This is a genomic window from Devosia nitrariae (genome assembly GCF_030160115.1).
Classification (GTDB): Bacteria; Pseudomonadota; Alphaproteobacteria; order Rhizobiales; family Devosiaceae; genus Devosia; species Devosia nitrariae.
Window position 1 is genome coordinate 1 of sequence record NZ_BSNS01000006.1, and the last position, 23510, is coordinate 23510.

Sequence of the window (23510 nt, forward strand, 5' to 3'; positions counted from 1 at the left end):
AATCTGTTCGGGCGACCTTCCCATTGCAAGCTGGTCCCTGACCAGGTCGCGCAGGTTCGGCCGGCGCGCCAGCTTGAAGCGGGCGTCCCGCCACCTTCGTCGTCGCGCCAGGCCGTGGGCGCGCTCCCCGTCATAGGGGCCGCGCCACTGCTTGGTGCGCTTGGCGTTCCGCCTCAGCTCCCGGCTGATGGTGGATGGCGAGCGACCCAGGTGGCGGGCGATGGCCTGCGTCGAGCACCCACGCCGATGCCAGATCTCGATCTCGATCCGCTCGCGCAGACCCAACTGTTGGTAATTTTGTCCCATTGCAGGCAACACCTTAGCAGGTGTTGCACTTGCCGCGTGAACTCAGGGGGCCCATCCTGAGATAGCGCGCCAGCCGCAAGGTGTGTGTGCGAGGCAGGAGCGTGTGCGTCACGACCTTGTGTGCGCGCTGAGGGCATCAGAGCTGGGTCCTCGCCTGCGCGAGGATGACACCCGGTGGGTGGGGATGGATAGTACGTTCCCGGAACCCCGGGGTCACGCAGCCCTGACTCATAGCACCACCCTGTGCCCTACCGCTTCGCAATAGCACCCGGCGTCTCGCCCATGATCGCCTTGATCGAACGGATCATGTGCGGCTGGTCGGCATAGCCCAGCGCAAAGGCGACGTCGGCCGCGGGGCGCCCCTGCTGCAATAGCGCCACCGCCTTCTGGGCGCGCTCGATCTGGGTGAAGGCCTTGTAGGTGAGGCCCGTGGTCTTGAGGAAATGCCGCTGCAGGGTGCGCTCCGACATCGCCATCGGGTGACCGGAAACGATCGAGGCAACGACCGTGTTGTCCTCGACGATGCTGTTCTTCAAAAGCTTCTCGACGAACCCGTCGACCGTCTCCAGGGTCGGGATCTCGATCACGTCCGTGCCGAGCCAGAAGCGGTCGCGGCCGATGGTCTCGAGCACCACGCCCTCGTCGCGCATCGTCTCGCCCGGCATCAGCGACATGTAGCTGCTGGCCTTGAAGGCGATGGCAAGGATCTCGTCGCCGGCCGAGAACTGGTGGGTGACTGCGGCGGTGGTCAGGCCCGTGCGCAGCACCATGGTGCCGGCGGCGGTCTTCATGATTGCGAAGTCCCAGCAGCCATCGGGCCGGAAGAGCGTCTGGCCGTCCGCCTCGAACGTGGTGTGGGTGATGGCTTCCACCACCGGCGACGACCAGCCTTCGAGTTTCACCGTTCGCTGCATGTGTGACCCGCCAAGTTGCGCCGGGCGAGTGTGACCGTGAAACGCGACTAGTGCAATCGCGCGCGTGCCGACGGACCGAGTGGGAACCCGGTTCGTCGGTTCCGAGGTGTTGCGAAGCTCAGAGGGTTTCGCGCAGCCAGGCGGTGGTCTTCCCAATCACCTGCCGGCCGATTTCCGGCTCGTCGGTGAAAACGCCGAGCATGTGGTCGGCACCGGGAACGATGAGGGATTCGGCCCTTCCCTCCGCGAGGCCGAGATACTGGTCGAAATAGCTGACAGCCGGGTCGCCGTCCCCAGCGATTGTCAGGAACGGGCCGTCATAGCCGGCAAAACGCTCCGCCAGATCGTGCCGCGCCAGGCTGTCGAAGAACGCCTGTTTCAAGGAGATCGTCCGCCAGCCGAGGTCGACGCTCGCCACGCCCTCATTGGCAGCCGTGTCGTAAAAGTCCTGACCGAGGAACTCATGAAACTCCGCCTGCAAGTCTCCCATCTGCCCCCAGACGACGACCGAGGCGAACGGATCGGGCTCGAGCATGGCAACGGCCGCGCCGAAGCTGTAGCCGATGACCCCGATGCGGGCCGGATCGACGCCTTCGACGCCGGCAAGGATATCGCGCGCCGCGGCGGCATCATCGATTAGCCCTTCAAGCGTGGTGTCGGCCATGTCGCCCCCGCTCTCCCCATAGCCGCGGAAATCGATACGCAGCGATGCGATGCCCTCGGCCGCCAGATCCTCCGCCTGCAGCGCGAACAACCCGCCCACCTCGTCGCGTGAGCTGCCGAAGCCATGCAGCATCACCACCGCCTGGCCGGTAGCGCCGCTTTCGGGCAGCGCCAGGGTTCCCTTGATCTCGCTCGGCAGGTCGACCACGGTTTCGGCGGCAAGGACGCCGCCGGCGGAAAGCGCGAGCGCAACGGCGGCGGATCGGACTGTGATTGTGAAGATCGACATCGGACTTCTCCTTGTGGCACCTGGGCCTTGGTTGATGTCGACCGTTCTAGCTGCGGTACTGGCCGCAGGGATTGAAGAAATCCGACAGTCGTGCCAGGCGCCGCAACGCCTGTCGGTGGCCCGCCGAGCCGCTGAGGAGGTGTCGCACCTGCGGGTGCAAGGCTTGACTTCGGTCCAGCCTGCCTTACGTTGAAGATCATGAACCCGATCCGCAACATCCTTCAGGTGACAGCCCGCCGGCCGACTTCGGTCGAGGGATAGTTGCCCTAAGCCTTCGCGGGACGCGTAAGGCTTAGGGAGACGGGACTTCCATCACATCACCGATCAGGCTCCGGCCGGGTGGACCTATTGTCCGCCCGCCGCGCCTCGCTCATGCGGAGAAACAACCATGCGCACCCATACCCTGAGACCCACCGTCACCCTTGCCCAATCCGAGCACGCCGTGCTTCTGGCCCTTGCCGCGCGTGGCGGCGGCGCCCTGGCGTCGGCAGCCGAGAGCCTGATGAACGAGCTCGAACGCGCCCGGGTGGTGCCGGATGCTAGGCTCCCCGCCGATGTCGTGCGCATGGGCTCGCATGTGCAATATCGCACGGATCGTGACGAGGTCCTCGACGTGACCCTCGTCTATCCCGAGCAGGCGGACATTGCAGAGGGTCGGGTCTCGGTTCTCACCCCGGTGGGGGCTGCCCTGATCGGGCTGAGGACCGGTCAGTCGATCACCTGGGAGTCGCGCGACGGACGAAAGCACGTCCTCACCGTTACTTCCGTCATCCAGCCCTCCGAAACCTCGGTCGAGGCCTGACATGCATCGCAATCCTCCGGCCTTCCGGCGAACCCAAGACAGGACGTCGCCCCTGGTCCGGTGACCGCACCGCTTCCGGATGAGGGGTTTAGCGAAAAGAACCTTTGCATCCGGAGTCATGAAATGTTCGATCAGCTTCCTGTCGTCCTCACCGCGCGGGACTTCGCCCTCCTCGAGAACCTCGCGCAGCAATGGGGCGAGCCGTTCCCCGGAGCTGCCGAGATCGTCAGGCGCAAGCTTGCCGCGGCCACCCTCGTGTTTCCCGCCGATGTTCCCGTCGATGTGGTCACGCTCAACAGCCGGGTGCGCTTTAAAACGAGCCTCGGGCAGACGGATGAACGGGTCCTCGTCGCCGGCCCGAGCGAAGAGATCTATGGGCTGACCATGCTCCTCGCCTCCCCGCGCGGGATGGCGCTCATCGGGGCGGCGGTCGGCCAGACCATCCAAGCACGCCGCCGGGATGGCGCGCTCGAGCAGCTCTTCATCGAGGCGCTCCCCTTCCAGCCGGAGCGCAAGGGCGCGCGACGACGCCTCACCCTCGTGTCGGACAGGGGTGTGAGCGGGGAGCACCGTAAGACTTTGCCTGTGGCGCCCGAAATCGCCCGGCCCGGCAACGACGATGATCCGGGCCCCAGCGCTGCCTGATCGACCGTCCCGACCGCGTGGCGACAACGCACCGACCGGCCCGGGAGCTGGAAGGCTCACGCCCTCCGTGAAAGCTCCTCCCGCTCCCAGGCGATCGGGCCATGTCGCGACCCCCCACCGCCATTGATCCGCCAATCAAATTTCTGCGCTCAGTCCTTGAGAATGACAGCAAGGACTTATATGTGTGACCCCTTGCAGCACGATGGCGGCCTCAGGGCCAGGCGCTGCAAATCACTTCCAGCACAATGAACTTTCGCGAGGTGCGATAGCAAAGATTGACGATCCCGACGCCTTATTATCTTGTCGACAAGACGGTACTTCTTAAGAACCTCGAGAAAATATCGTATTTGCGTCAGAGGTCGGGCGTCAAATGCCTCCTTGCGCTCAAATGTTTTGCCACGTGGTCGGTGTTCGACTTGATGGCGGAGCATATGGATGGCACCACGTCGTCTTCGCTCAACGAAGTCCGCCTCGGCCGCGAGAAGTTCGGCGGCGAGACCCACGCCTATAGCGTCGCCTTTGGCGATGGCGAGATCGACGAGGTCATCGCCAACGCCGACAAGGTGATCTTCAATTCGCTCTCCCAGCTCGAGCGCTTCCACAACCGCACCGGCGGCAGGCCGGTGGGGCTGCGGCTCAACCCGCAGGTCAGTTACTCCAACTTCATCATTGCCGATCCGGCCCGGCCCAACAGCCGGCTGGGCGAGTGGGACATGGCGCGCATCGAAGCCTCGCTCGACAAGATCTCCGGCGTGATGATCCACTGCCATTGTGAGAACGGCGACTTCGACGCGTTCTCGAAGATCCTCGCCGAGATCGAGGAGAAGTTCGGCGCCGTGCTCGAACGGCTCGACTGGGTCAGCCTTGGCGGCGGCATCCACTTCACCGGCGAGGATTATCCGCTCGAGGCACTGGCCGAGAGGCTCAAGGGCTTTGCCGAGCGCTACGGGGTCGAGGTCTATCTCGAGCCCGGGGAAGCGGCGATCACCAATTCGACGAGCCTCGAGGTGACGGTGCTCGACACGGTACGCAACGGCAAGGACATCGCCATCGTCGATTCCTCGATCGAAGCACACATGCTCGATCTGTTGATCTACCGGCTCGAGGCCAGGATCGCGCCCGACAGCGGCGCCCATAATTACATGATCGCCGGCAAATCGTGCCTCGCCGGTGACATCTTCGGAGAGTTCCAGTTCGACAAGCCCTTGAGTGTGGGCGACCGCATCTCGATCAGCGATGCGGGCGGCTACACCATGGTCAAGAAGAACTGGTTCAACGGCGTCCAGATGCCCTCGATCGCGGTCAGGGAACTGGACGGTCGGGTGAACCTCGTCAAGGGGTTCACCTACACTGACTACGTGGAGAGCCTCTCTTGAGGCGCTCGCGTCGTCACGCGTAGCCACTGCCGGAAGCCGCTCAGGCGCCGGTGCCGATTGGGGCGTGATCTTAAGGGCCGACTGGGCGTCGTGCCGATCATGCATTGAAAAAGGTGTTTCGTGAGAAGTGAAAAAGAATGTCCTGATTGTCGGGGCTGGAGGTGTGGCGCAAGTCGTCGCCCATAAGGCCGCCATGAACAACGACGTGCTCGGCGATATCCACATCGCCTCGCGCACCGTCGACAAGTGCCACGCGATCGTCCAGAGCGTTCTGGAGAAAAGATCGCTGAAGACGCCCGGAGTGCTGCAGGCTCATCAGCTCGATGCCCTGGACGTCGAAGCCACCAAGGCTCTCATCACCCGCATAAGAGCGGGGATCGTCATCAATGTCGGATCGTCCTTCCTCAACATGTCGGTGCTCGCCGCCTGCATGGAGACGGGGGCTGCTTACATCGATACGGCGATCCACGAGGATCCCAAGAAGATCTGCGAGACGCCGCCGTGGTACGGCAACTATGAATGGACGCACCGCGCCGAATGCGAGAAGCGCGGGGTAACGGCCATCCTCGGCGCCGGGTTCGACCCGGGCGTGGTCAATGCCTATGCGGCGTTGGCCGAGGAGCAGTACTTCGACACCATCGACTCGATCGATATCATCGACGTCAATGCCGGCTCCCACGGCCGGTATTTCGCGACGAACTTCGATCCGGAGATCAACTTCCGCGAGTTCACCGGCCGGGTGTGGACCTGGCAGGAAAAGCAATGGACCGCGAACGCGATGTTCGAGGTCAAGCGCACCGACGACCTGCCGGTCGTCGGCGAGCAGACGACGTATCTGACCGGCCATGACGAGATCCACTCGCTCTCGGCCAATCTCGACGTGCCCAACATCCGCTTCTGGATGGGGTTCGGCGAGCACTACATCAACGTCTTCACGGTCCTCAAGAACCTCGGCCTGCTCTCCGAGCAGCCGGTGACGACCGCCGAAGGCCAGGAAGTGGTGCCGCTCAAAGTGGTCAAGGCCGTGTTGCCCGATCCGGCATCGCTTGCCCCGAACTACCAGGGCAAGACCTGCATCGGCGACCTCATCAAGGGCAAGAAGGACGGCGAGGACCGCGAGGTCTTCATCTACAATGTCTGCGACCACGCCGAGAACTACGCCGAAGTCGGCAGCCAGGCGATCTCCTATACCGCCGGCGTGCCTCCGGTCGCCGCGGCAATGCTGATCGCTACCGGCGAATGGGATGCCAAGCGCATGGCCAACATCGAGCAACTGCCCCCGCGGCCGTTCCTCGAGCTGCTCTCGACCATGGGCCTGCCCACCCGCATCCGCGATGCCGAGGGCGACCGCGACCTGACCTTCCCCGACGAAGAGGCCCCGCGCCTCCCCCGCCGGGTGGCCGCTGGGCGGTAGGGCCATTGGAACTTGAGACGGCCCGGCGCTCTGTCGGGCCGTTTTTGTTTGGCGCAATGGGAACTTGCCGACAATCGCCGTCACTACGTGCCCGCTCATGCGTTCAGAGCTGGCCCCCTTCCCCTCGCCCCTTGGTGGGAGAGGGACCGCTTTCCCGCGTTCAGCGCAAAAGCAGGGTGAGGGGGTGCGATGGTGCGGCATGCGCAACGTCCGGGGAGCCCCCTCATCCGGCGCTGCGCGCCACCTCTCCCACGAGGGGAGAAGGGAAGGGGCCTCAAGCCAAAAACCCGATGAACCGCCCCGCCAGCAGCGCCGCAAGCCACAGGGCGATCGACGCCGCAGCCACCACCCGCACCAGCGGACGCTCGAGGTCCCTGTCCCCCAGCGCCGTCGCCGCCCCGGCATTGACGACGGCAAGGATCAGCAACACCAGCTTGATAGCGAAGGCGGGGTTGGCGACGTAGTCGAACGGGCGCACGGAAAACAGCAGGAACCCGGTCACCGCCGCCACGACCAGCGCCCCGATCGCCACCGGGCGCAGAGTGCCGATGACGGTCGCCGCCGGCAGATGGCGGGCAAGGCCGAAGATGCGCGCATCCATGAAGAGTGCAGCGGTGATCAGCATGCCGAGCGCCAGGATATGGGCGGCGTTGACGACCGGATAGAGGTAGAACGAGGTGCGCAGCACACGGGCAAAGCCGGTCGCTTCCAGCGCCGCCAGTACGCCCTCGGCCGTCATTTTCAGATGTCGGCCGCCCGGTCGGGATAGACGTCGTAATTCGTGCCGTCGATGATGACCCGCACCGCTTTCATCCGCATCTCGTTGGGGTCCTGCGAACGGTTGCCGATGGCGGTCACCTCGTCGCCGACGCTGGCGGTCTCTTCGGTGAATCCGGCCGCCGTCGAGGCGCCGGGCGGGGCGAGTTCGACGCGCCAGACGGTTCCCTCCACATCGACATCGAGGGTCGGGTGCGGGTTGCCGTAATCGATCTCGGTGATGATGCCCGTGAGTTCGAAAAACCCGCTGTCCGTCCACGACCAGCCGTGATGGGCAAGCACGGGACCGGCAAGGCCGGCGGTAAGGGCAAGGCTGGCAAAGAGCACTGCACGTCTGTTCAATCGGGCCATGGCGTCACCTTCCGGATGCGCGGCCCCCAAACCGGTGCGAGTGTCCCCTGCACGCCCGCTGTGGGCAAGAGGGTGAAGGATGGGCGCGTTCACAACTGCGGGAGAATGACATTCGGGAGGTCCGATGAACGGCGTGACCCCTCACCCGCCGGCTTCGCCGTCGACCCCGGATCAAGTCCGGGGCAGGCTCTCTCCCCGGAGGGGCGAGGTGAACTCGGTGCTCGTGGTTGTATCATGCGCATCCACGGGGTCCCCTCGCCCCTCCGGGGAGAGGGATGGCTTTTCCGCGTTCAGCGGAAAAGCGGGGTGAGGGGTGCGACAGTGCGGCGTAAACCAGGCTCGATGGAGCGCCTCACCCCTCCGTCTCGATCAACCGCACCCCCGCATCCGCGCAGATCCGCCTGACCGGGTCCGGGCAGCTATCGGTCACGAACGTTGCCAGCTGCGAGAGATGCGCGATGCGCACCGGTGCCGAGCGTTCGAACTTGCTGGCATCGGCAACGAGGATCACGTGGCTGGCATTGGCGATGATCGCCTGGGCGACCTTGACCTCGCGGAAATCATAGTCGAGCAGCGCCCCCTGCATGTCGAGCGCCGAGGCGCCGATGACGGCATAGTCCGCCTTGAACTGGCGGAAGAAATCGACCGCCGCTTCGCCCACGATCCCGCCGTCCGAGGCGCGCACCACGCCCCCGGCGATGATCACCTCGAAGCCGGGCAACACCCGCAACCGGTTGGCGACATTGATGTTGTTGGTGATGACCATCAGCCCTTCGTGGTCATCAAAGGCTTGCGCCGCGGCCTCCGTGGTGGTGCCGATATTGACGAACACCGAGGCATGGTCGGGCACCAGCGCCGCCGCCGCCCTGCCGATGGAGTCCTTGGCCGCCGCCGCGATCCGCCGGCGGGCCTCGTACTGCATGTTTTCGACGCTCGACGGATAGACCGCCCCGCCATGAACGCGCCGCAGCGCCCCGCGGTCGCAGAGGTCGTTGAGGTCCTTGCGCACGGTCTGCACGCTCACCGAAAAGCGCTGGGCGAGGTCGTCGACCTCGACGCGGCCCTGGCGCTTGGCAAGGTCGAGGATCTGCGCGTGGCGGTCGATGAGCATGGGATGACGCTTTCGTTTGCCGTGACCTTAATCACAAACGAAAGCTGCCGAAAGCCAAGAGATGGCGTTCTGTTTCGGATCGCGCTCTTGGGTGTGTTCGCCCTAGCAGGCGACGACGTTGACCGCCAGCCCCGCCTGGCTCGTCTCCTTGTAGCGGTCGGACATGTCGAGGCCGGTCTGGCGCATGGTCTCGATGCAGATGTCGAGCGGCACCGCATGGGTGCCGTCGCCCTTCATGGCGAGCGAAGCGGCGGTGACCGCCTTGACCGCCCCGAAGGCGTTGCGCTCGATGCAGGGGATCTGCACCAGACCCCCGACCGGGTCGCAGGTCATGCCGAGGTGATGCTCGAGGGCGATCTCGGCGGCGTTCTCGACCTGCGCCGGCGTGCCGCCCATCACCGCGCATAAGCCCGCCGCCGCCATGGCCGAGGCCGAGCCGACCTCGCCCTGGCAGCCGACCTCGGCCCCCGAGATCGAGGCATTGTGCTTGATGATGCCGCCGATGGCCGCGGCCGTCAGCAGATAGTCGCGCACCCCTTCGCGCGAGGCGCCGGTCTCGAATTTGAGGTGATAGCGTAAGACCGCCGGGATGACGCCTGCCGCGCCATTGGTCGGCGCGGTGACCACGCGCCCGCCGGCCGCGTTCTCCTCGTTGACGGCCATGGCATAGAGCGCCAGCCAGTCATTGGCCATCAGCGGCGTCATCTCGTTGCGCTGCCACTGGGCGTCGAGCTGGTCGTGGATGGCCTTGGCCCGGCGCTTGACCTTGAGCCCGCCGGGCAGGACGTCCTCCTGCGTGAGACCTCGGTCGATGCAGCCGCTCATCACCTCCCAGATCTCATCGAGCCCCTCATCGACGGTTTTCCGCGAGCGCAGCGCCTCCTCATTGGCCCGCTTCATCCGGGCGATGGAAAGGCCGGAGCTCGCCGCCATTTCCAGCATGTCCCTGGCATGGGCGAAGGGATAGGGCACATCCGCATCGGCGGGCGAAGCGCCCTTGACCGCCTCGAGCTCGGCATCGGTGACCACGAACCCGCCGCCGATGGAATAATAGGTGCGCCGCAACAGCAGCTGCCTGTCAGTGTCGTAGGCGGAAAACTGCAGCCCGTTAGGGTGGCCCGGCAGCACCGTCGTCCTGTCGAAGACGAGGTCCTTGGCCGGCCGGAACCTGTAGGTGCCGTGACCGGGTGGCGATACGCGCCCGCTCTCCACGACCGCCGCCACCATCGCATCCATCCTGTCCGGATCGACGCTCCTCGGGTTCTCCCCGCAAAGCCCCAGGATCACCGCCCGATCGGTGCCGTGTCCGACGCCGGTGAAGGCCAGCGAGCCGTGAAGGCTGACCGTCAACGCCGCCGGCCGGGCATTGCGCGCCCGCGGATAATCGCCGGATCTGAGCTCGTCGAGAAAGCGGTTGGCGGCGGTCATCGGGCCCATGGTGTGCGAGCTCGAGGGGCCGATGCCGATCTTGAAGACGTCGAAGACGGAAAGGAACATCGGGGGATTCTGCCCTGTCACGCGGGCGGGTGCAATAATTTTGGAGGCTGGGGGCGCCGGTCGTATGCAGACGGGGCCGCAGTGAAGCACTGCCATCACCCCACCCACCGCGTGTCATCCCGGCGAAGGCCGGGACCCAGCCCTGACACCTCACCGCGCACGGGAAGAACGGTTCGCACCACCCTGCCCCGATCACACACCTTGCGGCTGCGGCGAAAATCTCAGGGTGGATTCCGGCCTGCGCCGGAATGACACCGAAGGTGGTGGAGGCGCAACGCAAGAGTCGCGACTGCAGCAAACCTCCCCACCCACTTCACCTTCGTGTAACCTCCGCTCATGGAGGGCACCATGCTCGAGCTCGGATTCGAGACCGAAGTCATCTACTGGCGCGGCCCGGCGCCGTTCTTCTATGCGCCGGTGCCGCACGAGCATGTCGAGGACATCCGGAAGGTGGCAAAGCACGTCACCTATGGCTGGGGCATGATCCCGGTGACGGCCAAGATCGGCGCGCTCGAATTCTACACCGCCCTCTTTCCCAAGGACGACACCTACCTGCTACCACTGAAGGCCGCTGTGCGCCGGAAGAGCAATATCACGGCGGGCGACGTGATTTCGGTCGGAATGACCATCCCACCCGTGGAACGCTAGCCGGGGTCACTCCGTCGCCAGCATCGTGAACCCCTGCGGGGCATGGCCCGACCAGGGCTGGTTGGTGACGGAACTTACTCCAGCCAGGGGAGGGCCGTCGCGGCAGGCTTCGACCATCGCCTCGACAGCGTGGCGCTCACCGTGGAACACGGCCTCCACCCGCCCGTCGCGCAGGTTCCTGACCCACCCTTCGAGCCCGCGCGAAAGCGCTTCGGTCTCGACCCAGATGCGAAAGCCGACACCCTGGACGCGGCCCGAGATGAAGACGTGGACGGTGGTCACCGCAAGTTTACCCCCTCATCCGTCTCGCGCTGTCGCGCGATCCACCTTCTCCCACGGTGGGGAGAAGGGGAGGTGCCCGACGTAGTTTCCTTACAAAGCCAGTTTCGCACGAGAGTCGGTGGCGAGCCACCCTCCCTTCTCCCCTCCGTGGGAGAAGGTGGCGCGCAGCGCCGGATGAGGGGGTGCTACATCGTGGCGCCGACCTGCCAGGGCACGAACTCGTTGTCGCCATAGCCCAGTTCCTCGGACTTGGTCCGCTCGCCCGAGGCGACTTTGAGGATAAGATCGAAGATCTCGCGCCCCTTGTCCTCGATCGAGACGCCCTCGACGATGTCGCCGCAATTGATGTCCATGTCGCCTTCCATGCGGGCGTACATGTCCGAATTGGTGGCGAGCTTGATCGAGGGGACCGGCTTGCAGCCATAGGCCGAGCCGCGCCCTGTGGTGAAGGTGAGGACGTTGGCGCCGCCGGCCACCTGCCCCGTCGCCGAAACCGGATCGAAACCGGGCGTATCCATGAACACGAACCCCTTTTCCGTCACCGGCTCGGCATATTCATAGACCGCGGTCAGCGGCGTGGTGCCGCCCTTGGCGGCCGCGCCCAGCGATTTTTCGAGGATCGTCGTCAGCCCGCCGAGCTTGTTGCCGGGCGAGGGGTTGTTGTTCATCTCGCCGCGGTTGCGGCTGGTATAATCCTCCCACCAGCGGATGCGCTCGATCAGCTTTTCGCCGACCTCGCGGCTGACAGCGCGGCGGGTGAGGAGGTGTTCGGCCCCGTAGATCTCGGGGGTTTCCGAAAGGATTGCCGTGCCGCCATTGCGCACCAGCAGGTCCGCGGCATAGCCGAGCGCCGGGTTGGCGGTGATGCCCGAATAGCCGTCCGAGCCGCCGCATTGCAGCGCCAGCGTCAGTTCGGCGGCGCTCACCGTCTCGCGCCGGGCGCGGGCGGCAATCGGCAGCATCTCCTTGATGCGCTCGACGCCCCACTCGATCATCTTCCTGGTCCCGCCGATCTCCTGGATGGTCATGGTCTGGAAGGTGTCGCTCTCGACGATGCCGTAAAGTTCCTTCATCCGCCCGATCTGGAACACCTCGCAGCCAAGGCCCACCAGCAGCGCCGCCCCGAGATTGGGGTTGGAGGCATAGCCCCACTGGGTGCGCTTGAGGATATGATAACCCTCGCCGTCGAGGTCCATGGCGCAGCCGGTGCCGTGCACGAAGGGGATGATCCCGTCGATCTCGGGATAGTCGTTGAGGATCCCGGAGCGGTTGACCGCCTCGGCCATGTACTTGGCAACGGTCGCCGAGCAGTTCACTGAGGTCAGGATGCCGATATAGTTGCGCGTGCCGACCTTGCCGTTGGCGCGCCTATAGCCCTCGAAGGTGGCGCGCTGGCCTTCCGGCACCATCTCGGGCGGCACCGCGCCTTCGGCGAAGGCATAGTCGTGCGTCAGGGTGCCGTCGGCTCCGCCCATGCCGCAATTGTGCTCATGCACCCAGTCGCCTTCGGGGATCGCCTCCTTGGCAAAGCCGATGATCTGGCCGAACTTGACCACGGCCTCGCCCGCGGCAATCTGACGGGTGGCGAATTTGTGCCCCTTGGGCACGCGGCGCTTGATGGTGACGCCCTCGCGGGTCGCAACTCCGACTTCGAGGTTGGAGAGGGCGACGGCGATGTTATCGGCCGGGTTCAGCACCAGTGTGCGGCCTTCGGGACGGGTCATGGTATCGGTCATCAATCGGCCTTATGGGCGTTCTGTAGGTTGCGCTTTACCGCGCCGCAATTTGCCGCCAGATTGCCTCGCCCGGCCGGAGGTGCTCAAAGGCAGGTCCTCAAGGGGCGGCGCATAGGGCGTCGTCGGCGTTGTAAAGCATCGTGGCTCTAACTAACATGTTAGCATGAGATCGGAAGCCCGTCCCTATGATTTTCTCGAGCGCCCCACCGCGCCCACCCGCGGCAACGTCACCCAGGACGTGACGGCGGCCTTACGCCGCGCCATCGTCAACCTGGCGTTGCCGCCCGGCGCCATGATCGACAAGGGCGCCATCTGCGAGCGGCTCTCGGTCTCGCGCTTCCCGGTGAGCGAGGCTTTGGCCCGGCTTTCGGCCGAAGGCCTCGTCGACATCGCCCCGCAGCGAGGCTCCAGCGTCTCGCTGGTCCGCATCGCCGACGTCAAGGAATACATGCTGATCCGCAAGGCGCTGGAGAGCGAGGCTTTGCGCGTCCTCATCGGCAACCACCACCCCGAGCTCATCGATGCGCTGCACGAGAACATGGCCCGCCAGCGCGAGGTCGCCAGCCGCGACGATGCCGATGCCTTCCACCAGATCGACGTCGATTTCCACGACATCATCTTCCGCTCGATGAAGTTCACCAAGATCAAGAACATCATCGATTCGGCGCGGGCCAATCTCGACCGCGCCCGCCGCCTGATCATCACCCCGCGGCGCCTGGCGCTCACTATCGCCGAGCATCAGGCAATCCTCGACGGCATCCTTGCCGCCGACGCCGGCGCGGCGACCCGCGCCATCCGCGCCCATATCGATGCGGTCATGGTCGAGCTCTTCGCCTTCGCCCGCCAGCACCCCGAGCTCTTTGCCGACGGCGAGAGCCTCGAGACCGACACGTTCCCCTTCGGATAGGACACCAAAGCCATGCTCAAAGGCATCCCGCCGATCCTCGGCCCGGACCTCCTCTCGATCCTGCGGGCCATGGGCCATGGCGACGAGATCGCCATCGTCGATGCCAACTACCCGGCCGAAAGCGCCGGGCCCGAGATCGTACGGCTCGACGGTATCACCGCGACCGACGTGCTCGACGCCATTCTCACCCTCATGCCCCTCGACAGCTTCGTCGACAGCGCCGCCTTTGCCATGCAGGTGGTAGGCGAGCCCGACCGCCGCGAGCCGGTGATGGAGGAGTTCTCGCAAATCATTTCCCGCCACGAGCCCGGCTTTACCCTCGGCACCATCGAACGCTTCGCCTTCTACGACCGCGTCAAATCCGCCTACGCCGTTGTCCAGACCGGCGAACGCCGGCTCTACGGCAATGTGCTGCTGAAGAAGGGCATCGTGCGGCCGGTGTCGTAGTGCCAAACGAGCTTTTTGCCGCGCAGTTTCTTCCACCGCGGTCCCACCACCCTCGATGTCACCCGAGCGAAGGCTGGGGCCTATCCTGAGATACCTCCACAGCCGCAAGGTGTGTGAATGGGGCGATATCGTCGCAAGCCGCACTCCCCTTCCCACCGATGTATTTAGGGTTGGGTCCCTACCTCCGCCGGGATGACACGTGGTGGGTGGGGCGGGATGCTGTCCATCCCGGCTTAGGCCGCGCTTCAACGCGTTGAGCGCCGTCCGATACGCCCGGCCCTAAATCTCGCCCCCATCCTCCTCGGCGGCCATTTCTTTTTCCACGAGCCTTCGCAGCTTGCGGATGTCCTCGTCGGTTAGCCGCTCGGCTTCGATGAAGCGGTTCTCGGCGTTGCTGGTCAGGAGCAGCTCGTCGAGTTTGGCGTGCAGGGCCTCACCGTCGCGGTTCTGCGTGTTCTGCAGGACGAAGACCATGAGGAACGTGACGATGGTCGTCGCGGTGTTGATCACGAGCTGCCAGGTTTCCGAAAAGCCGAAAAACGGCCCGGTGACGGCCCAGAGCACGACAAGGGCCAGGGCCGCCGCGAAGGTGATGGGCCGCCCGGACCATTTGGCAACGCTCCTGGAGAAGGTTGAAAACAGGCGTGACATGCTCGTTTCGTCCTGCCTTTGCGCTGTGCAGAGCTTACAACGCCGTTGGGTTAGGTTCGTTCGATGGGCGGGCGCGCCTTGCCTCGCCCCGCGCCGGCTGGTTTAGTCGGCTCCTGGAGTGGGAGGCCGGCATGCAGAAGTTCATCGTCCTGCTGGCGGCCATGGCGATGGCCTTGGCCGGCTGCACGACCAACACCAACATCCAGAACCTCCAGTTCTCCGGAGAGACCGATCCTTATCTTGCGAACTATCGCGAGGTCGTCTGGAAGGCGGTCGAGCCCCTCCCGCGCGAGGGAGACGTCCTTCTCGTTTCCGAGCCGATGACCGCCGCCGGCATGTCGGCGTTCGGCCCGCGCAGATGGTATGTGTGCGTTCGCGGATTGAGGCCCGGGCGCGCAGACCGCCCGACTCTCTATGACTCGATCGAAGGCATGCTGGGAGAGCGTCCGCAACAGGCTGAAGCGGTGCTGTTCCTGACGCGAGGCGCAACGCCGGTCCCTCAGCACACCCACGACTCCCCGCTTTGCCGCCAGGCCCGCTTCTCGACGCTTTCGGCTTCGAGCTGACGGCGATCCTCCGCCTTATCTGCTACCCACGCCAGGCATTGAGCCCCAGGCTGAACACCCAGATGACGCCGCCGACTATCGCGGCGATCACCAGCCATCCGATCTTGGCGGCGACCCCGTCGACCCCGGTCCGCAGCTTGCGAAGAAAGCGGAAGTCCTCACGCGCCTTGTCCACCAGGTCGGGCTCGTCGAGGCGCAGCCCCGCATTGCCCAACTCTTCGCGGAAGACCTGGCGCAACTGTTCCAGTTGCTGCGGTGAGAACGCGGCCATGTCGTTTCCCTCAGATCAGCGTCCGTTGATGATGTCCCAGAGCGTGCGGATCTTGCGCGCCGGCTGCGGGCGCGGCGGCGGAGCGGGCGGCACCATCGGCGCCCTGCCCGCGCCGCCGTCGCGCCAGCCCTGCCGGTAGGCGCCGAGCGTCAGCAGGGCGATGAGGCCGCCGAAGACGCCCTGCCAGCCGAAGGTTTTCCACGCCCAGCCGATGACGAACCCGGCGAGGATCACCCACGCCCAGGTCGGCACCCAGCCGAGCAGCAAATTGAGTGCCGCCTGCCAGAGCCAGTCCATCAGACGTTCTCCCCTTCGAAGAGGTGTCCGTCCCGCGCGGCCCGGGCATACTTGACCTCCGGGTCGTGCCACATGGCGGCCGGCCGCCAGCGCAGCGCCAGGTTGAGGAGCATCACCGAGAGGAATACCCATTTGCGCCACTCCTCGGGGAGCACGGCAATCAGCTCGGGCGCCTGCAGCAGATCCGGCAGGATCAGCAGCAGCGAACCGATGAGCGTGACGAGCCAGTTGCGAAAGCGGACGACGAACTCCCAGAATCTCGGCATGGATTATCCTTTCGGCTTGAAGAGTGCGACGAGCGCGGCAAGAAGCCCGGCGAGAAAGCCGGGCTCGGCGAGTGGAGGGCTCTGGCGCGATTTCGGCAGTTCGACGGGGGGAGGTGTCGGCACAGGCCGGCGCGGCGTGACCGGATAGCCGGCGGCGGCAAGCGCCTCTTCGAAGGAAAGCGCGTAGCCGGCAACCTTGAGGGCTTGGTCGGTTCCATTGACGGTCCGCCGCGCATTGGCGAACTCGCGCCCGTCCTCGCCATCGGCCTCGTCCAGCACGTCGATGTAATCACCAAGCCCCTTTCCGGTGAACCAGCCGCGGCCGAGCCCATCGAACAGTACCTTGACCGCGATCGGCAGCTCCAGCGCCCGCTCCGGATCGGCGACGAGATCGACGCCAAGCGCGGCCGAGGCCTTGGCGTAGTTGGCCCGGCCGGTGAGGTGCGGCAGGCCGCGGCCGCGGAACGCGTAGCCGTCGTCGCTGCCGGGCCGGTTGCCGAGGCGCCCGCTATAGGCCTTGTTGGCGAGCCCCTTGGGGTTGCGCACGAACGGTTTGGCGCTCTCGAGGCTCGGGAAGCGCGAGGGCCAGACGGCCCTTATGCGTGCCGCCGAGGTGTAGGTGAGGTTCTCCACGTTGGGCAGCATCCTGCCGCCCGTCTCGTGATAGGGCGTGGCGAGCAGGTACGCCAACGCATTGCGCGGCGTCCCCCGCCGCTCGGCCTCGTCGAGGATGGCCTCGCAGCCCTCGACCTGTCCCTGGCTGATGGACGTGCCGAAGACCCCGCTCCCCCGCTTGCGCAGGGACGCGTAAAATGCTGCCCGGTTCATGGGCTTGCTCCTATCGATGTGGGTTGATCAGTGTTGGGGCAGAAAAATCGGGTACTGAGAGACGGTTATACCATGTTAAGCGCCCGAGAGCGTTCCGCGGACAACAGTACACACGATGCACTTGCGGTCCGGACTTCACCGCCACCGAGGTGGATTATGAAAGACTGGGTTGCCGGGTGCGAAGAACTGCCCTATGTCGCTCTGAACACAGGGTGAGTCTTGGAGGCAATAGGATAGTGATTGCACGGCTGATGACGCGACTTGGCGTTGTTGTGGTTTGGGACCGCACGGTCCCGCGCGGGTGGCTCATCGTCGGGCTTGCGATTGCCGCATGGCTCGTCGTTTGGGCGCTCTCCGCCCTGATCTTCTAGGGGTGCGCGAAGCATCGCCGCCCGGACTGCGCTCGGTGTCGACCGCGGCTTGACCGGACCGGCAGGAAATTTCCTCCGGATGGGACATGAAAACTGATTGATCGGTGTTAAGCGGGGAAACCCGCGCCCGCGCAGGCGATTATAACCACCGGGAGCACCGGAGAACCCTCCCCCATAGCAGACTCCCCAACTGCTTCGGCGCTCCCGACCTTCCCCATCGATGGGAACGAAAAGCCGCCCCAGAGGGTGGCGGTGGAAAGCCGCCGTCACTGCTCCGGCCCCGCAGGTTATTGCGTCAGCCCGACGCGCCGCGCCCACCGCTTCCGGAAAAGGTGCGGTCCAGGGCTTGCGCCAGTGCCGGCTCCACCGGCAAATCCGTACCAGCGGCCTTGCTGACGTGCCGGTCGTACTTCCAGCTCGTAGAAATGCCGCGGAAATGCGCGATAAAGACGTCGGTCGGCTTGTGGCGTGTCCCCATGGGGCGGTTACGCAGGAAGTGGGGGTAAGGATGGACGCTGAGCCGTTCCAGCCACCGACGATTTGGCGCCATCGCCCATTTGTGGAGGCTGCTCATGCCCCGCTCCGGATCGGCTTCGAGACGACGAAAATCGCCGTGGCGGTACGGAGCGCTGCGTCCATCTTCAGGGACGGCTGCAACCCACGCGCCTCGATAATAGACCGTCCCTGAGCGGGAACGGGCTGCCGCCTCATAGACATTGCCATCCGGAGAAGGCACGGCGAGTTCATCGATATCGCAATTGAGAATGCCGCAGGCGGCCTGAGCATAACGGCGCCACACCACCAGGAACATAGCCGGCTGCAGAAACTGCGACCAGTTCTGGTCCTCGGCCACCCACTCATCCTTCTGGCCATAGGGAAATGGCGCCGGCAACACCGCTACTCGCTCGATGCCGGGAACGCATGCCAGGACGGTCTCGATCTCGTCCGGGCTATAGTCGGTCGAGCCGTTGTCGACGAGGATGACCGCGTCCGTTCCCTGGTTGAGCGCGTGGAAGCGTGCCCAGTCGGCAATCCACTCCAACCGATTGTTCTTCGACAAGGTGAACAGTACACGGGCGCCATCAAAGAACCCCGAAGCGTTTTCGGCAATGGCCACGGTTTGCGTGGCGCCTGCATAGGAGATCTCCAAATGCGTCGTGCCGGCCGGCGGCCTGATGGAGCAAAGGCGCATGCGCTTGGAATTGTGCTCTCGCCAGGCCAGCCTTTTTCCCGAAGGCTGTGCAACGCAGACCATCTTGCCGAGGCGCTGGTCGAGGTCGATCGAAGGCGGTCCCACCAGCAGCACAGTCCGGCCATCACGGTGCCAGAAGATGTCGTAGAACAGCACCTTGCCTTCGTAATGGTCGGCGAAGCCCGCTGGCCGCACGCCGGTCGTAGGCCGCATTCCACGGACCACGCCTTCGGGCAGCATTATTGGGTTGAGGCGAGGGGAAGGCAGTATTTGACAAAAGGCGTTGCTCATCCCGCCTTTCCAGCCAGCGGCCGGCACATTGTCAAGCGGTGTTCAGGCTAACTTGTGTGATATAGTCTCGACACTATACCAGATTTGCAGTTCGTCACCTCCGTTGGGGACGTTGCGACCTGCCGCATCGAGAAGCCAAGTCCAGAGCCTTGAGACGGAAATGGACAGGTCGTCGTTGCCACTGCCGACCCACTGGAATAGTGGTGACAGATAGAGCTGGTAGAGATGCGAGAGACCCGTTGCTTCCGATTTTTTACATCAACCTGGCAAGTAGGCCAGACCGCCGCGAGTACATGGAAAGACAGTTTGCCGCGTTGAACCTGAATGCCACGCGTATCGAGGCAGTGACCGCCGCGGACATTTCTAGTGAAGACGCCACGCTCTACTGCAACAGTGCCAACCCCACCTTCCTGCGCAGGAATGAGCTTGCCTGCACCCGTAGTCACGAGCGGGCTTGGCACGCAATCCTGGACGGCGGTTACACTGCTGCTTTGATCCTCGAGGATGACGCCGAGCTGTCACCGCTGCTGCCGGCGTTCCTGGCCGAGGCCGCCGCGGTAGATGCCGAACTGATCCGCATTGAGACGACAGGCTCCCGCATGCGGGTCTTTCCCGTCATCTCCACCGGCCCCAGTGGTGTCAGCGTGCGACCATTCCGATCAACCCCCATGGGCGCCGCCGGCTACATCCTCAGGGCGTCAGCGCTGGACAAGCTCTTGGGCAATCCCGAGCTCCGCCGCCGGCATCTGGACTTGGCGCTCTACAACCCTTTCGAGCAGCCCGGCGCATCGCTCTCGCGCGTCGTCACCGACCCGGCGCTCTGCCGGCAGTTGGGTCTTGATGATCATGCCATGCACGGCATCGGCCGCAGCGACATCGCCCACGACCTGGTGCCGCACGTCTATGCCGAAAAGCACCCTCTCGGCTTCCGCTGGTTCAAGTTCCGGACTGGCCTCGGGAAGGGGCTGCGCAACGTCATCGACGACTTCGCGCAGCGCTCCAAGGGTCTCGAGCGGCGCGTGATCCCGTTCAGGTCTTGATGCAGTAGAGCAACGCCACGTTATCCGGGCGCGCCTCGCTACCTTCATTCTGGACCGTGACCGTGTGGGTATGCGCGCCGGCGTCATTGATGGAAAGGCTGTGAGTGTGGGCGCCGCCGGAGTTGACCGTTACGCTATGGGTGTGTGCGCCCGCATCATTGATGCTCAGGGAGTGAATATGGGCACCCGCATTTGAAACATCCGCTTGGTACGGCCTGCCGCCAGAAGTAGTGCCCTGAGAGTTATCAAGGTTTTCCCCGTAGTCAAAACTCCCGCTTGTCGAACCGCCGGTGGCAATCTTATGGCTATGCGCACCGGCTGAACTTGCGGTACCGCTATGATCGTGGGTGCCCGCTGATCCCGTCGAAGCTGTGTGCGTATGCGCTCCTGCGCTTAGCGCGGACCCGGTGTGATCGTGGCTCCCAGCCGAGCTGGTCGACGCGGTATGTGTATGCTGCTTGTTCTCATCGGTCTGCGTCGAGCCGAAAGCGCGTGAGGCATCGATACCCGATCCGGTCTCATTCCAGCCGCGGATGAACTCGCCACGCATCTGAGGCAAGCCGAAGGTCGTCGAGCCGTCACCTGCCCCGAAGGTCGTGCCGATGGCAGCAAACAGTGCCGCATAGGTGGTGCGGTTGACGGCCTGGCCACGGCAGGCCAGCCATCCCGTCGGCGCCGTATTGCGCGCGAAGGCCATGACCGCGCCGGCAGGGACCGCCTGCTGCATCTGCTGCACGGTTGCCGCATCCCCGGGCGCCACGCCGTCAGCGAGCCCTACGACCCTGTGCCCATCCATATTGAGGTCGCCGGTCATCGGAGCCCGGCCATCGCGCATCACTCTATCGGTCTGGGCCTGCTGCAGGTCCTCGAGGGGCGGGTTGTGCTGGACCGGCTGGATCGGGTCGCCGTTCTGCACGAAATAGCTCGGTGGCAAGGTATAGGTGCCGTTTGCATCGGTCGGCATGGTGTTCTCCAAAGAAAAACCCGCCTTGATGGCGGGTTGATTTGACGCTTAAAGTGCTGAGGACTTTAGGGGACTTGGGGTGTCATCGGTAAACGGAACAAAAAACCCGGCGGGCTGGCGCGCCTTGCTCAGTCGGGCCATTGCGTCTGCCATTCTCATCGCCATTGTCGGCGGAGGCGGCCTTGGCGTGTGGAACATGACGTTCTCGATGGGATGGTATGAACTTGAGGACGCAGCGCGGGCCAGTGGCGTTCGCAACGCCACGACTGCCCGCACCGCCATTGCCGAAGCCTACGAAATGGATCCGACGCTGGTGGTGTGGTGCATGGGCGTCATGCGGTGGGACAGGGCCAACGTCAGAGGGATCGGTTGGCTGAAGGTGCTCGCGGTGCCGGTGATGAACGTCCCTTGCGGAAAGCTCTACGAGGAGGCATGAGCGCCACACCGGAGGTACTGCCGTCGCCCGAGGCGGCGGTCCGGCGGGACGTTAGGGCCATGCACGATACCCGCTAACTCCACCAGCCCTTTACGGCTTGCGCGACGCCATCCGGTTCTTGACGTTGGCAAAGACCCAAAGCAAGAAGAAGCCGCCGGCGGCCAACCCCGCGGCGTTCTGACCCTCTGGTAGTTCGCCCAGATATTGGGCGATTGCGCCGGCAACGCCCCCGACGATGCCGCCCCAGGCGCCCCAGATCAATGGTTGGCTTTGTTTCTGCATGGGGCGCACTATGGTCATGGGCAAAGATTCGCCGCAAGCGATTACTAGCGAGCCTGTGCCCCTTCCACCAAGATGCTTAACGGAGGATCGGGATCGTCTGGGGGCTGGGCAACGTTGTTGATCACTCCACCGATAGAGGGGGCGACGAGCAGTTTGGCAACGTCGCTGGGCTCGGTGAGCAGTTGGTTGGTGAGGTAACCGAAAACCGGATCCGAATGCAGCAGCCGCCCAGCTGCGTTTGATGCGACCTTGCCGACTGCCGCCCCGGCCAGCGCCCCAGGCACCGTGTCAATCATGTCGCCGCCAAGGTCGTATCCCATGGCCGCGCCCATGGCCGCGGGCATCCCAAGGTCCAGGCCCTGCACCACCCATTTCCTCCTCTGCGGCAGTGGCGTCATTGTGGTCGTTCCGGCGTGTGCCAGCCCCGGCAGCTCGCCGCTCTGACCCAGGACATAGGGATCCTCGCGAGACGTCCGCACGGCGGCATCAAGCAGATCCGGCGAGATCAGACCGTCCGGATCTGCGGCGTTCTGGAGAACAGTAAGATTGCGGTAATCGCTGCGCGCTTGCTGCCAGTCACCAATGTCCGGGGACTCGGCAGCCAGCATCGAGCGCTCCATAGCGTCATCGAGGGCCGCCTGAAAACCTCGCAGCGCTTGCGTTAGGTCCTCGTCGTTACCTTTCCGATCGGTGAAGCTGCGGATGCTGCTGCGCATGTTCCTGTAGGCATTGCCCGAGATAGGCCAACCAAACCGTTCGTACCTATCCAGCGCATTCGCCATCTCCACGACGAATGGAACTCGCATACTTTCGGCAAGATTGGAATTGTACGACTTGGCCACCGATTCGAACTCGCGCAATAGCTGCTCATCGGGCTTCAGCGGGTTGCGCGCGGCCACGGCATCCAATTGTGCACCAATCTCGTCGTAGGCTCTTGTGATGACCTGAGGCGTCGCGCGGGGTGCGCTGATGCCGGCGTGCGCCAGAGCTGCCTGCGTGAACTGTTCGCGTTGGTTTTCGTTGAAGGTGGCCGGGCCGTCACCCAACTCGCTCTCAACGCGGCGGAGCCACGGGGAATCCGTCCATTGTCCTGCCGATATGTCGATACCCTCCCTGGCCATCACCTCGTTCGCGGCCTGCCGATTGGGATCGACGGGGAACGGCGTGATGACGTGCTTAGCCCCTTGGGTCAGGCCTATCGCCGCAGTGCCACCCAAGAGCTGTCCAGCAAGTTCAAGATAAGGATTGTCCGGTGCGATCTGTTGGGCGATGCCAGCCCCGGCACCAGCACCGGCCGCCGTCGCTACATCGCTGGCCACCGTCTTCAGCTCGCTGGCAGCGGAGCGACCCGTTCTCGCGACCCTCCCATGGATTCCCGATGGAATCAGCGTTGATCCGACCTCCTGCAGCCCTCTGCGCGCGATCTGGTTGATTGGATCATCGCTTTCCGGCGCGATTGTGGGTGCCAAGAGCTGACGGAAAGTCTGGTAGCCACCGACGGTGTCGACGGGCAGTTGGATGTCGGATCCGGTAGTGGCATTGAGGACCGCCGCGCCCCCACGCAAGGCAAGATTGGCCAGGTCGACGGGGCTGCCAAGGCCCATGGCGATGCCCTCGTTGAGTCCCGAGAGACCTTACACGAGAAGGTTGTCGTACCAATACGCGGGCTGGGGTGGCTGCGCCGGCATACCCGGAACCGGAAGGTCGAGCGTGTCTATGTCTTCAGGCCGCCGGTAGGGCACGTATGGAGCCGGCTCTTCGGCAGGCGCAGGCTGCTGATCGAGCAACGCGTCCGGAAGATCGGGAACGATGTGTTCGCGGAGCTCCTCGGGCGACACGCCGTCCTCGAAGTGTGCGAGCGTCCCGTCAGGCAATTGAACAAGCGCCATA

General features: G+C 64.6%; 29 protein-coding genes. 10 read left to right on the top strand and 19 right to left on the bottom strand.

What is annotated here, in order from left to right:
• The 3 genes from QQK18_RS04880 to QQK18_RS04890 form a co-directional block, all read right to left on the bottom strand.
• On the bottom strand, positions 1 to 306 hold a 306-nt coding region (locus QQK18_RS04880), incomplete at its 3' end, for a helix-turn-helix domain-containing protein (RefSeq protein WP_284339173.1).
• A gap of 248 nt (positions 307 to 554) precedes the next feature.
• Positions 555 to 1220 (bottom strand): helix-turn-helix domain-containing protein, encoded by a 666-nt coding sequence (locus QQK18_RS04885; protein ID WP_284339174.1) that lies wholly within the window; start codon positions 1218 to 1220, stop codon positions 555 to 557.
• A 118-nt stretch (positions 1221 to 1338) separates the two neighbouring features.
• The gene (locus tag QQK18_RS04890) at positions 1339 to 2172 is read right to left on the bottom strand and encodes an alpha/beta hydrolase family protein (RefSeq protein WP_284339175.1); all 834 of its coding nucleotides are present in this window, start codon (positions 2170 to 2172) and stop codon (positions 1339 to 1341) included.
• A gap of 388 nt (positions 2173 to 2560) precedes the next feature.
• On the opposite strand from QQK18_RS04890, the gene rnk reads away from it, so the two are divergent.
• From rnk to QQK18_RS04910, 4 genes are all read left to right on the top strand, one after another.
• Positions 2561 to 2974, top strand: coding sequence for a nucleoside diphosphate kinase regulator (rnk, locus tag QQK18_RS04895; protein WP_284339176.1), 414 nt, complete (start codon positions 2561 to 2563; stop codon positions 2972 to 2974).
• Between the two features lie 123 nt (positions 2975 to 3097).
• A complete protein-coding gene (locus QQK18_RS04900) occupies positions 3098 to 3619 on the top strand; it encodes a GreA/GreB family elongation factor (RefSeq protein WP_284339177.1) in 522 nt (173 codons plus the stop codon).
• Positions 3620 to 3900: 281 nt separating this feature from the next.
• Positions 3901 to 4995, top strand: coding sequence for a carboxynorspermidine decarboxylase (locus QQK18_RS04905; protein ID WP_284339237.1), 1095 nt, complete (start codon positions 3901 to 3903; stop codon positions 4993 to 4995).
• A gap of 127 nt (positions 4996 to 5122) precedes the next feature.
• Positions 5123 to 6409 (top strand): saccharopine dehydrogenase family protein, encoded by a 1287-nt coding sequence (locus QQK18_RS04910; RefSeq protein WP_284339178.1) that lies wholly within the window; start codon positions 5123 to 5125, stop codon positions 6407 to 6409.
• A gap of 274 nt (positions 6410 to 6683) precedes the next feature.
• On the opposite strand, the gene QQK18_RS04915 is transcribed toward QQK18_RS04910, so the two are convergent.
• From QQK18_RS04915 to QQK18_RS04930, 4 genes are all read right to left on the bottom strand, one after another.
• The gene (locus QQK18_RS04915; RefSeq protein WP_284339179.1) at positions 6684 to 7148 is read right to left on the bottom strand and encodes a hypothetical protein; all 465 of its coding nucleotides are present in this window, start codon (positions 7146 to 7148) and stop codon (positions 6684 to 6686) included.
• A gap of 2 nt (positions 7149 to 7150) precedes the next feature.
• Positions 7151 to 7537 (bottom strand): DUF6152 family protein, encoded by a 387-nt coding sequence (locus QQK18_RS04920; protein WP_284339180.1) that lies wholly within the window; start codon positions 7535 to 7537, stop codon positions 7151 to 7153.
• Between the two features lie 352 nt (positions 7538 to 7889).
• The gene (locus tag QQK18_RS04925; RefSeq protein WP_284339181.1) at positions 7890 to 8648 is read right to left on the bottom strand and encodes a DeoR/GlpR family DNA-binding transcription regulator; all 759 of its coding nucleotides are present in this window, start codon (positions 8646 to 8648) and stop codon (positions 7890 to 7892) included.
• 102 nt (positions 8649 to 8750) lie between these two features.
• Entirely contained in the window at positions 8751 to 10145 is a 1395-nt protein-coding gene (locus QQK18_RS04930) for an L-serine ammonia-lyase (RefSeq protein WP_284339182.1), read from the bottom strand.
• 348 nt (positions 10146 to 10493) lie between these two features.
• On the opposite strand from QQK18_RS04930, the gene QQK18_RS04935 reads away from it, so the two are divergent.
• Positions 10494 to 10793 (top strand): DUF1905 domain-containing protein, encoded by a 300-nt coding sequence (locus QQK18_RS04935; RefSeq protein ID WP_284339183.1) that lies wholly within the window; start codon positions 10494 to 10496, stop codon positions 10791 to 10793.
• 6 nt (positions 10794 to 10799) lie between these two features.
• On the opposite strand, the gene QQK18_RS04940 is transcribed toward QQK18_RS04935, so the two are convergent.
• Entirely contained in the window at positions 10800 to 11075 is a 276-nt protein-coding gene (locus QQK18_RS04940; RefSeq protein ID WP_284339184.1) for an acylphosphatase, read from the bottom strand.
• Between the two features lie 185 nt (positions 11076 to 11260).
• Positions 11261 to 12811 (bottom strand): UxaA family hydrolase, encoded by a 1551-nt coding sequence (locus QQK18_RS04945; protein ID WP_379994113.1) that lies wholly within the window; start codon positions 12809 to 12811, stop codon positions 11261 to 11263.
• 163 nt (positions 12812 to 12974) lie between these two features.
• Here QQK18_RS04945 and QQK18_RS04950 point away from each other — a divergent pair, with 163 nt between their 5' ends.
• A complete protein-coding gene (locus QQK18_RS04950) occupies positions 12975 to 13718 on the top strand; it encodes a GntR family transcriptional regulator (protein ID WP_284339185.1) in 744 nt (247 codons plus the stop codon).
• 12 nt (positions 13719 to 13730) lie between these two features.
• Entirely contained in the window at positions 13731 to 14165 is a 435-nt protein-coding gene (locus QQK18_RS04955) for an RbsD/FucU family protein (RefSeq protein ID WP_284339186.1), read from the top strand.
• Between the two features lie 279 nt (positions 14166 to 14444).
• On the opposite strand, the gene QQK18_RS04960 is transcribed toward QQK18_RS04955, so the two are convergent.
• Complete coding sequence (locus QQK18_RS04960) at positions 14445 to 14816, bottom strand: low affinity iron permease family protein (protein WP_284339187.1); 372 nt, start codon at positions 14814 to 14816, stop codon at positions 14445 to 14447.
• Between the two features lie 131 nt (positions 14817 to 14947).
• Here QQK18_RS04960 and QQK18_RS04965 point away from each other — a divergent pair, with 131 nt between their 5' ends.
• On the top strand, positions 14948 to 15382 hold the full coding sequence (locus tag QQK18_RS04965; protein WP_284339188.1) for a hypothetical protein: 435 nt from the start codon (positions 14948 to 14950) through the stop codon (positions 15380 to 15382).
• 22 nt (positions 15383 to 15404) lie between these two features.
• Here QQK18_RS04965 and QQK18_RS04970 read toward each other — a convergent pair whose 3' ends face one another.
• The 5 genes from QQK18_RS04970 to QQK18_RS04990 all read right to left on the bottom strand — a co-directional run bounded on the left by QQK18_RS04970 (position 15405) and on the right by QQK18_RS04990 (position 18820).
• Positions 15405 to 15653 (bottom strand): hypothetical protein, encoded by a 249-nt coding sequence (locus QQK18_RS04970; RefSeq protein WP_284339189.1) that lies wholly within the window; start codon positions 15651 to 15653, stop codon positions 15405 to 15407.
• Between the two features lie 15 nt (positions 15654 to 15668).
• On the bottom strand, positions 15669 to 15950 hold the full coding sequence (locus QQK18_RS04975; RefSeq protein WP_284339190.1) for a hypothetical protein: 282 nt from the start codon (positions 15948 to 15950) through the stop codon (positions 15669 to 15671).
• Complete coding sequence (locus QQK18_RS04980; protein ID WP_284339191.1) at positions 15950 to 16216, bottom strand: hypothetical protein; 267 nt, start codon at positions 16214 to 16216, stop codon at positions 15950 to 15952. Before QQK18_RS04980 ends, QQK18_RS04975 begins: the two co-directional genes overlap by 1 nt.
• A 3-nt stretch (positions 16217 to 16219) precedes the next feature.
• Complete coding sequence (locus QQK18_RS04985) at positions 16220 to 17044, bottom strand: hypothetical protein (RefSeq protein WP_284339192.1); 825 nt, start codon at positions 17042 to 17044, stop codon at positions 16220 to 16222.
• Between the two features lie 666 nt (positions 17045 to 17710).
• A complete protein-coding gene (locus QQK18_RS04990) occupies positions 17711 to 18820 on the bottom strand; it encodes a hypothetical protein (protein WP_284339193.1) in 1110 nt (369 codons plus the stop codon).
• A gap of 281 nt (positions 18821 to 19101) precedes the next feature.
• Between QQK18_RS04990 and QQK18_RS04995 the strand changes: the two genes are divergently transcribed.
• Complete coding sequence (locus QQK18_RS04995) at positions 19102 to 19938, top strand: glycosyltransferase family 25 protein (RefSeq protein WP_284339195.1); 837 nt, start codon at positions 19102 to 19104, stop codon at positions 19936 to 19938.
• On the opposite strand, the gene QQK18_RS05000 is transcribed toward QQK18_RS04995, so the two are convergent.
• Positions 19928 to 20902: a phage tail protein gene (locus tag QQK18_RS05000; protein WP_284339196.1), complete on the bottom strand. Its 975-nt coding sequence runs from the start codon at positions 20900 to 20902 to the stop codon at positions 19928 to 19930. The two genes, QQK18_RS04995 and QQK18_RS05000, sit on opposite strands and share 11 nt — an antisense overlap.
• A 79-nt stretch (positions 20903 to 20981) precedes the next feature.
• Here QQK18_RS05000 and QQK18_RS05005 point away from each other — a divergent pair, with 79 nt between their 5' ends.
• The gene (locus QQK18_RS05005; RefSeq protein WP_284339197.1) at positions 20982 to 21338 is read left to right on the top strand and encodes a hypothetical protein; all 357 of its coding nucleotides are present in this window, start codon (positions 20982 to 20984) and stop codon (positions 21336 to 21338) included.
• 90 nt (positions 21339 to 21428) lie between these two features.
• On the opposite strand, the gene QQK18_RS05010 is transcribed toward QQK18_RS05005, so the two are convergent.
• From QQK18_RS05010 to QQK18_RS05020, 3 genes are read right to left on the bottom strand one after another with little or no spacing between them, the layout of a single operon-like run.
• A complete protein-coding gene (locus QQK18_RS05010) occupies positions 21429 to 21638 on the bottom strand; it encodes a hypothetical protein (protein WP_284339198.1) in 210 nt (69 codons plus the stop codon).
• Between the two features lie 26 nt (positions 21639 to 21664).
• Entirely contained in the window at positions 21665 to 23224 is a 1560-nt protein-coding gene (locus QQK18_RS05015; RefSeq protein ID WP_284339199.1) for a hypothetical protein, read from the bottom strand.
• Positions 23225 to 23254: 30 nt separating this feature from the next.
• Positions 23255 to 23509, bottom strand: coding sequence for a hypothetical protein (locus tag QQK18_RS05020; RefSeq protein WP_284339200.1), 255 nt, complete (start codon positions 23507 to 23509; stop codon positions 23255 to 23257).
• Position 23510 lies beyond the last annotated feature (1 nt).